We start from the raw sequence: 10602 nt of genomic DNA, 5'->3' as shown, positions 1-10602 counted from the left end.
CTACCCAAACTCCTACCCAAACTGAGTTATCCGAATTGGTTTTAGCAGTAATAAGGGAGCATCCCGAGTATTCTCAAAAGCAGATTGCAGAACAGCTTGATTGGAAGCGGGATAGGGTAAAGTATTATGTTAAGCGATTAAAGGATGAAAAGATAATAAGGAGAGTGGGGACTACGCATAAAGGTTATTGGAAAATAATAGATTGAGCAGAAGTCGTATATAAAGATGAAATGAATAGGCAGTGCCCCTTATTTATCATAAGGGGCACTGCCTTAATATCTTAAGAGTTACATAAAAAAGAGTCTATTGTTCATTCTACAGAAATGTTTGTTGCATAAGAAGTACCATGTGAGGTGATTGGTGTGAATTTCACTCTATTGCCTTCAATAATGATTTTATCTGCGTTGACGATTTTATCATACATTTTTTCGTTTACAGTATACCTTTTGCCGTCGGATCCCTTTATATATGCATAATTAGTTTGATGCCCTTTGCTAACTTTTATTATCTTTCCTGAGATAATGACATTATCAGAATGTTTAAGTTTTATGGAGCTTTCAAGCGTTATGTTATTATCCACAAGATCTGGATGCTCATTACTATACTTGTTAATTATGGCGATAGTGTCGTCAGCAACTTCACTGCGAAGACTTTTGTATAGGCTTTTGTCGCCGATGATGTAAAAGGCGTTTTTTGCTCTGGTAGCCGCAACATTCATCATATTGGGTTCGCTGACAGCCCAGCTGGCAGCACCCTTGCTGGTTTCATCTGCTCCCATAACCATAAATACTATAGGAGCTTCCTTACCTTGAAACGTATGTATTGTGCCTATGTTAGCTGCTTTTTTCTTATCATCATATCTGGTAAAACCAATTTTTTCAAGACGTTTTGCCAGCATTAATGCAACATACCTGAACGGTGTGATAACATATACCTTGTCAGGTTTGGTTTTGTCAATGATCTCAGGATCTTTTTTTATCATTTCCTCCAGTTTCATGGCAAGGAAATCGCCTTGTTCCTTAACATACTTATTATTAGCTCTGCCCTTTATATCAAACCATCCGGCCTTACCGTTCTTTTTGTTTCCTTGAACCATCATATTAAAGTATGATATCTGATTTGCAATGGTAAACATAGGATAATCGCATCTTCTGTGGACCCAGAGAGGAATGCCTATCCATGAGTTTTCAGATCTGTCTTTATCGAAATAGTAGCCGTATTGGCTTGCTGAATCTGCCAGTGTCTGAGCGGAGGCTTCTTTTGAAAGGTATTTCTCATCGACTTCAAAGTGTTTACTGAGCAAAGCCATTATATTAGAATCTAACGTCTGGACAGGCTGAATCTGTGAAGGGTCTCCGACCATCATGATATTGCGGCTTCTGAATACTGCACCTACTGCTGCACAAGGCAATGCTTGTCCTGCTTCATCAACGAACAGTTGACCTATAGTGTTCTCATCAAGGTTTTGACACATACGTCCGAAACTTGCAAAAGTTGAGCCGATAACCGGAATAGCAAAGTTTATCCAGTTCCATGCTGCACTTATGAGACGTTTGTTTTCAAGATAGTTTTTCTGAAGTGTCCAGATCATAAATGCTGCTCTGATATTATCTTTATTGTCGAATAAGAATTGTTTTCTGGCACGGAGAGCAGTAATGAAAAGTTTTGACTGTGCGATACGATACTCTTTATTGAACCAAGGAGCTGACATTTGGAGCTCAACATATTCGAGTGACATATCAAGCGGAACACCTGAATATGAAGTGATCTCACATTGAAGCTTATCTATTATAGCTTTCAATTTGCTGAGTTCATGTTCTTTTCGGCTGAGCCATTCATTGAATTCGTTTTTTTCAGCGGATATCTTTTCATTGAACTGCGATATATTCTTAGTGATAATATCAAGCTCTCTTTTAAGTTCACGCTCTTTATCAGCAAGACATTTATCTTCATCGATAGATTCAAGGAGCTTCTGATTGGCTTTATTTAACATTTCGTTATATTCCCGTTTTTTTGCTCCGAATGAAAAAATACCGGGTTTCTGATTATTTATTGAAGCAAGTACCGATTCATACTGTTCTTTATGATCCTGTATTTCTTTTCGATTGTTTATTATGTCTTCTAATTGTGAATTTATGAGTTCTTGCTTTTGAGTATAAGATGATATTTCTGCATCAAGCTTTGAAATATTGCCTGTGACTTCGTTTTCTTTTATGCTGCGATTGTTTGTGAGAAGGACAGAACTTTCTTCATAGTCCTTTCGATAAGAAATTATAGCCTTGCATTTTTCAGCGTAGTCCGCAGCTTTTTTTCTCAGCGCCACTACATCCTGATACTCTTTGAGGAATTCCTTATATATGTCAGGATCGGGGATATATTCTTCGTTTAGATATTCAAATATATGATTTATTGCAGAGCGGATCGCATTCATGTTTTCTGCTCTTCCGCCTTCCATAGAGAAAAGCCCCCAGTTTCTGTCAGGTTCGGAAAGTTCTTCATATAAACATTTTTCTCTTGATTTTCCGCTGTCGTCTTTTTCCCATTTAGTATAGAATTTACAGTTGGAAAGCTCATAAAAATAATCGGCTTCTTTAACTGCACACACCAGATCGTCATCGATTTTTGAGATAAGCGGTAATTCGTTGACGATATTCTGAACAGCTCCGTTATTCGAACTTGCTACGACTATATTGTTTTCAGCGATACTGTCAGGAAGCTCACCGATAGACAACTTTTTATAGTATCTGGTGGCTTCTCCTCCTCGGATAGTATATTCACTAAGATTTGCAAGATCATAGGCTTGTTTCACAATTAGTTCTGCAAAAATATCCTTTAAGAGCGTGGTTTTGCCTGAGCCGGGAGGACCATTGACACTGCGGATAGTTCTGTGATCATAGCCTGTTGCGAGGTTAACTGCGACCTGCTGCATAAAGCTAAGGGCGTAGTCAGTGTTGCTTGGAAATCTTCCAATAGGATAATTCGCAGGAGAAAGGATATCCTCAAATAATTTGGCATTAAAATTCTGAGAACCTTTTTTGCTATCAAGGTTTGAACGACGTCCGTTAAATCCGTAGAGATATTCAATCAGATTGGAGGTGTCTATCTTTTTTGCCTTTGCCAGATCACTGATAAAGAATGAGTGCAGATTATTCGTGCCATCTTCAAGGTCTTTCATGAATTCTATGCGGCATTTATCAGGAGAAGCTCCTGTTTTTTCCATTAGCTTTAGCATAGCATTATTAAAAAAGGATTTGTGTTCGTTTTCTGGTATTTCACCGTAATCTAACAGCTGCTCTATTTCGAGTTTTAGAGCATCCTCATATTCGTGAAAAATTTTTTCGTCAGGGATACATTTATTGCTTCTGATATATTCACTTCCTGTCAGATAAGTAGCATCTTTATTAAGGTTAAGATACTGATCAAAGCTTACAGCAAGTCCAAACTTGATTCCCATTTCTATTTCTTCTTCTGTGGGGGCAAGATGGTATTCAGTTCGGAGAATATCCGCTACCTCACTGAATTCAAATATATTAAAATATACAACTATCCCAGCCTTTTTAGAACTTGATCGAATCCGATCGAGTTCTTCGTTTATAAGGCGAAGGAAGAAATCATAGTAATTATTATTAATAAGTTCTGTGAATGATCTGATTTTCTTATCTTTTAAATTCATGTTGCCTTCTGATAGATGTTCACACATTATCCAGGCATTCAATATATTTTCTTTTGGGATCATCGCCTTTTCTCCTTATTGTATACTATTACTTATTATAACACAGTAATTTAAAACAGTCAATTTTAAATATAAGTATTATCTTTAATATTGTAATATCACTATGGATTTAAATAACAAAATAATAATTATAATTTTTTCAGTTTCGGATTATGTAACTAATTCTTAGAAAATTACAAGAAAACTGTAAATTGTTACAATTTCCAGTATAATCTTGTAAAATGTTGTATAATAAATACAGTAATCATCCTTAGAATTATTAGTTGTGTGCAGGAATCTTATATTGGCACCTGCTAATATAAATACTCTAACAACAAACCATAAAATAATGATGAAAGGCGATGATATTGATCACCAAAAGATAAGCGATGCAATCGTTATTAAGGTTCTGCACACATTACGGCGGAAGAATGACGTTGAATATGTATGCAGAGAAGTATACTGTATAGTCGACAAGGGGATATAAAGGAAATGTTCTATTTCCGATAAGATTGTAATGTTACCTTGTAAAATCTGTTGAAAATGTGGCTATTATTTTGTGCGTATCGACAAAATAATGTTTATTGCGTTTTACAGCATTATTATGTAAACAGTGATGTGAATATTCAAGCAAATAAACATCATTAATAGTTTGAATGGAGATGTATAATATGTGTATATGGAGAGTGTCTGCTGATAATATTTCTTTTTCTGATGAAACCATTATGAATCTGTTATACTATAACAATCAAGTTGCTACGTTTATGAACTCGAATTCTTCAAAAGGCATTGCTGGTTGTAAAGGGATGGGAAAGACTTTCTTGCTGAAAGCCAAAAGAATAAAACTTCAAAACGAATCAAACAATTCAGTTTTAATTCTTCCTAAAGATAGGATGGTCGATGCCTCTGGTTCTTTGCCTTTGGATAATGTTCATATTAGTTTTTTATCAAGCTATGGCAACTGGAGATCCTTATGGATTTCTTGCATTGCGATATATCTCTTATCACAGGAAGAATTTGAGGATTTGCGGAGAAACGAACTGGAGGTAAATAATTGTAAAAAGTATTTATCGGATTTCACGCTTAATCTTTTAGAAGAAAAACATATTGGTGTTTTTTCAGTTTTACATAAAATAATAGCAATAAACGATAAAGCGATTCTGAGATTAATAGTTAAAGATTCAACCATTCTGTTTGACATTGTTCAAAAAATACAGAGCCAAGTTGCAATGTTTATTGATAAACTTGAAGAGCCATTTAATGCTGACTTTTTTAGAATACCAGGAGCAAATAATTCTACACAAGGTAAGTATAATTATTCTATTTGGGCTTATGCTCAACTGGCTTTTGCTGACGCGGTAAATACTCTATTTGCCAGTCGAAATCATATTAAAATATATTATAGCATTAGAAAAGAAGCGTTGTATCGTGGAGAAGAAATAGCTGTAGATTATTCTAAAATTAGAGATAATATTATAAGTCTAGAGTATACACGAGAAGATTTATATAAAATGTTTCATGGTTATATAAAAAATGAGGATCCTGAAAATTTATGTTCCCCTATCGATGTTATTGAAAATCCCATAAAGGCTTTAATTGGGGTGGATAGGATTTCACATAATTCTGGTGAATCTGAACCGATTTGGAATTATTTATATAGGCACACTTTTCAGAGACCAAGAGACATAATGGAAATGTGTAAATCTATTCATGATCATATAGTAAAGAATGCTGATGTGAAAAACAATATTAAGGATAGAACCCGAGTGCTGCGTGATTGGATAAATGAATTGTCAAAAATGGAGTGCAATTCGTATTTGTTTTTCTTAGACCCTTTTATGAAGTGCCAGGGAGATATCTCTTATAAAGAGCAAATAATCGATTTTATAAAAGAACTGCCAACGGATGTTTTAAATTATGAGTTAATTAAAGAACATTGCTGTAGCAAGAATGATCAAAAATTAGATGATGAATGTGGCGAATGTGAGAATATTCATTATTTTTCTTCTTTATACAATGTAGGTTTAATTGGAAGAATACATAAAAGCACTCATACATTGGAGTATTCATGCAAGATTAAACATATGGGGCAGAGTGAATTTTTAACTAACTCTTCTTCACTTCCTAAAGAGCAACTGTACTATCTTCATCCTGGATTAGCAAATATAGCTAAATCCGAACGTGAAATATCTGGTAAAAATTTTTTGCTTTGTCCTTTTAATTCTAATGACTTGGATCAAACGATTCCAAAGGATAAGATTAGGTATATGATTGATTCAGCTAATTCATTATTGGGGAATCGATCTGACAAAAATGTTTTTCTGTCTTCTACTGGCCGGGATATAGGAGATAAGAGAAAGGAAATAAAAAGGCTGCTTGAATCAATGGGGTACACTGTGTTTGCATATGAGGATCCTGATTTTCCATCTATGGATAATGAAGAATATTCAGATAGGCAAAAGGGGAAAACTCAAGATCACTGTATCGATGTTATGCTTAGATGCAAACATATTGTGTATTTATTTGATAAAACATTTGGTGGGAGATATGTTGGCGAAAAATATCGGTGTTATTATGAAAAGGAACAAGTAATTAAAATAACGCCTAGTGTTAGTTTTATGGAATATCTTGTTGCAAAGGAAAACCATAAAAATGTTAAGGTATATGTATTGAAGGATGTTGATATTGCTAGAGGGGAGTATATTGCAAATGATTGTAGTGAGAAATTCAAATCAAAGGTAGTGCAAGATAATAGAGTTTTTGAACAACTCGGTTATTTTAATAGCTTATTAAATGGAACTTGGTATGATACATATAATGACATAGATGATTTAAAGCAATATATTATTAAACAATTCAATATACCAAGCATTTGATATGAAATGAAAATTACTGATTAGGTAATAAGCTTTGTTCAAAAAATATTATAAATATGGTGATGAATTTGAGTAACCTATTAAGAGTATAGTAATAATTGTCTCGCCAGGCATTAAATAGTTCGATAATGCTTTGGAAAAATATTAAACTGTTGTAAGGGGACTAAGGTCCCCTTACATATTCTTTGTCGCACTAACATTATTATGTAAAAAACTGTACATGAAAATAATAAGCGGAAACTCGAAATAGTGTACATCCGTTTATTCCGATTTTGTTAATGACTTTACAAATAGTCTGGATGTGCATTTTAAAATTTCTAAGTCTTTGTTTTATGAAATTGATAAACCGAAGTGATATTATCGACAAAAAGTATTGAAATTCAACTCTAAAAGGTGTATAATTGTTATAGTGATATAGTTGGCATAAACTTATGATGCTTTTGGCCAATGAGTGTTTTATATTCAAAGTGTATTTATTATATTTCAGTAAGTGTAAAGAGGAAATATTATGGGTATCGATACTTCCGTGGAAAATGATTTTTTAGAGAATTTTTATCTCTTATATAATGAAAAACATGATAACAATACTTTGAAGTTCTATTGTCCATACATAGATGCAAATTCAATGAGTTTTGAAAGTTTGATCAACTCATTAATGGAAGCAGCGGGACATTATTGTTTATCACGTCGAACATGGGAAGAGTATAAGAATAAACCGATGCGTTTATCTCGTTTAGTTAGAGAGAAGTTCCGTAAGTTAAGCAGTAATAAAGGTGAGCTTGGAGAATTGTTGATGTTTTCGTTTTTGGAAAGCGATTTAAATGCCCCAAAATTGCTAAGTAAAATGGAGCTTAAGACGAATCCTAATAATTATTTTAATGGCGCAGATGGAGTTCATTATCTGAAGGTATCAGATGAAAATTATCAATTGATATATGGTGAATCAAAAGTTTATTCTGATTTAAAAAATGGTATTAAAGAAGCAGTAAATAGTATTCACGATTTTAAGTATGAAAAAATAAAAGATGATGAATCAGGTGAATTAAGAGGCATTAGATTTGAAAAAGGCCTTTTGAACGCTTTTATTACGAATGAAGCATTTACTCCGGAGGATTGCGAATTTGTAAAAAGCTTAATATATCCTAAGGCATCTTCCAAATATAATGTTGATACTGCTTTTGCTATTTTTGTCTTATTTAATATTGATATTGATCAGAAAGAGAAAAAAAGAAGTAGCGATGATTTTAGAAAGTGGCTGTTTGATATATTAACACAGCAGATAACAAAAATGATACCGTCTATTTTAAAGTTGATTGAAGAAAAAGAATTAAGTGGACATTCTATTTATTTCTATCTGTTACCTATGGAAAAATTGGATGAGAACCGGGAGCAAATATTAAAGGAAGTAGTTGGATAAGATGAATATTATTGATGAAATGGCTAATGATGCGGTAGTTGATAAATATTTTTTGAGACTATTTCAAACCTTAGAAAAAATGTATTGGGATAAGCTTTTATCTGATGAGCAAATATCGGTTAATAAACTATCCCCAAGCGAATATGTCGACATTTTAACATTTGCTGATATTCTATCTTTATCATCTGATGCGCAGCATAAAAATTTTGCACTTAAGATAATTAGTTGTTTAAAGTGCTTTTATGAGAATGATCCGAGATATATGTACTATTCTCAGGGAATAATGGTTAGGTTAGGGAATTTCCCAGGATTTACTCTTCTTAATAATAGCGAAAATACCGAATTACCATTTGATATCGCTCTCGAAAAGAGCTTTAAAGAGATAATTAATAAGGATCCGTATAGCGACAAGGTGTTTACGGATGCTCAGTTTCAACTACTTGAGGAACTTTTGGATAAGAATCATTTTAGCTTTTCCGGACCGACTTCATTTGGTAAATCATTTATACTTACCTCTTACATTAAATATCTGATGATGAATAATAAAAGGGGATTGAACATAGCTTTCGTAGTACCTACAAGAGCTCTCGTATCTCAGACATTAAAGAAATTTAAGAGCATATTTGATGGAATTGATGGATATTATCTGAGTTCAAGCCCAGATATACCTGCATTATTTTGTTCAAGTAATGCCCATTACATCTTTGTGTTCACCCCGGAGAGATTACTTCATTATTTTTCTGCTGCTAATAATCCTTCAATAGAGTATGTCTTTGTGGATGAGGCACAGAAAATCTTATCTGAGGATACAAGAGCTGTTGTATATTATCATGCAATATCATTAGCGGAAAGGAAAAGCTGTAAGCTGTTCTTCTCTTCGCCTAATATTAGTAATGTAGATGTTTTCCTGAAGTTGTTTAATAAAACATCAGATGAAACAGAAACAATATCAGAATCACCGGTATGTCAGAGCAGACTATTTATAGATATGCTTGAAAAGAAGAATATAATCTTCTCAGATTTAAATGAAAAGCTTATCGATGCCGATTATGATTTTCCTGATAATCTTTATGCGTTGATCAGAGATATTTCAATAAGAGTCGATAACAAAAATCCTAAGAGTCTTATTTACTGTAACACAATTGAGGATACAATTAATTGTGCTAAGAAAATGATAGAGGTCCTTGATTTGGAAAAATCAGATGAATTGAATAAAGCAGCAAAAGAAATAGCCGATTTTATTCATCCTGATTATTATTTAGTTAGCCTTATCAGGTATGGCGTAGGATTTCATTTTGGAAAATTACCTCAGAGAGTTCGAGATATAATTGAAAGACTTTATGAAAAAGGAGAGTTGCATTATTTATTCTGTACCTCGACACTATTAGAAGGAGTTAATCTTCCAGCACAAAATATATTCATTCTAAATAATCAGATTGGAGATAAGAATTTTAAGAGTATTGATTTCTGGAATTTAGCGGGACGAGCAGGTAGATTGACAAAAGAGTTATGTGGAAACGTAATATGTGTCAGATGGATCAATAAAGAGGGAAGATGGAATAAAAAAGAGAATATCGACCTGATAAAAAACAAGAAGATAGGACCTATAAGTTCAGACATTGTTACTGGGAAATCACACTTTTATAAAAATGTATTCCGTGCTGCCGAGGGAACAAAGTTTACAAGAGAAAATGTTTCCGAAACACAGCGCCGTGTTTATAATGCGTTTTCAAATGTCTTAATATCGCATTTTACGGATAATCAGCCGAGTTTATTAAGAAATGAATTTCAAAAAAGGGAACCTGAAAGTGTGAAGAAAATAGCCGAGATAGGTAAGAATCTCTCGGTTCCATCTGAAATAATATGTAGATTCCCGTTAATAAAGGCTGAATATCAAGACAAAATATGGAATATGTCGCCTATGTATACACCGCAACTATTGGAACCTACATATGAAAACTGTTTAAATATGCTTAGTCATCTTTGGGAACTGTATGGATGGGAAAAAGAAGAAAGTAAAGGGAAAAAGCCACTATTTCCCAAGGAAAATAAGAATTTTATAAAACATTATGCAAGTTTGATGTCTGATTGGATGAATAGTAAGTCAATCAATGAGATTATTAAAAAAACTATTTTTACTTCTCGCGGAAAAACAATAATAGATGGATATTTGTCTTCAGGTCAAATGAACATAGTTAAGTTTGATCCGAATAACCAAAGACATATAAACATTATCATTAATAATACAATAAGTGAAATTGATAAGGTAATAAGATTTGATTTAAAGAATTATTTTGAAAACTATTATTGTATTTTGGAAAAACGTGATGGTAAAGGCGGAGGCGGAGAAGACTGGGCATTGTTTATGGAGCATGGTACATTAAGGAAAGAATTAATTGAAATACAGAAAATAGGCGTTCCGAGACATCTCTCAAAACTTTTCTATGATGATTTCCATGAGTATTTTATTTATAATGATGATCAGGAATTAATAGAAATGAAAAGGCAGCAAATACATGAAAAGCTAAAGAAGGGCAAGAAAGAGGAATATAAGGAATTGCTCGAAGTGCTTATTGATAACTATGTTTTGTAATAAT

At 33.3% G+C, this 10602-nt stretch carries 5 protein-coding genes; 4 read left to right on the top strand and 1 reads right to left on the bottom strand.

The genetic code is table 11. From position 1 onward, the window contains the following. A partial coding sequence (locus DSZ37_RS15840) for a winged helix-turn-helix domain-containing protein (protein WP_146198208.1) occupies positions 1-206 on the top strand: 206 nt, incomplete at its 5' end. Between the two features lie 104 nt (positions 207-310). Here the strand turns inward: DSZ37_RS15840 and DSZ37_RS15835 are convergent. Next, positions 311-3736, bottom strand: a complete 3426-nt coding sequence (locus DSZ37_RS15835; RefSeq protein ID WP_109727836.1) for an AAA domain-containing protein — start codon at positions 3734-3736, stop codon at positions 311-313. A 647-nt stretch (positions 3737-4383) separates the two neighbouring features. Between DSZ37_RS15835 and DSZ37_RS15825 the strand changes: the two genes are divergently transcribed. The 3 genes from DSZ37_RS15825 (at position 4384) to DSZ37_RS15815 (ending at position 10598) form a co-directional block, all read left to right on the top strand. Further along, positions 4384-6588, top strand: a complete 2205-nt coding sequence (locus DSZ37_RS15825; RefSeq protein ID WP_181380343.1) for a P-loop ATPase, Sll1717 family — start codon at positions 4384-4386, stop codon at positions 6586-6588. A 508-nt stretch (positions 6589-7096) separates the two neighbouring features. Continuing rightward, a complete protein-coding gene (locus tag DSZ37_RS15820; RefSeq protein ID WP_109727833.1) occupies positions 7097-8005 on the top strand; it encodes a HamA C-terminal domain-containing protein in 909 nt (302 codons plus the stop codon). A gap of 1 nt (position 8006) precedes the next feature. Then, a complete protein-coding gene (locus DSZ37_RS15815; protein WP_109727832.1) occupies positions 8007-10598 on the top strand; it encodes a DEAD/DEAH box helicase in 2592 nt (863 codons plus the stop codon). The last annotated feature ends 4 nt before the right edge of the window (positions 10599-10602 follow it).

Source organism: Ruminococcus flavefaciens (genome assembly GCF_900116855.1).
Taxonomy (GTDB): Bacteria; Bacillota; Clostridia; order Oscillospirales; family Ruminococcaceae; genus Ruminococcus; species Ruminococcus flavefaciens_R.
Note: the sequence above shows the minus strand (reverse complement) of the source record. Positions and strands in the feature narration are given on the sequence as shown.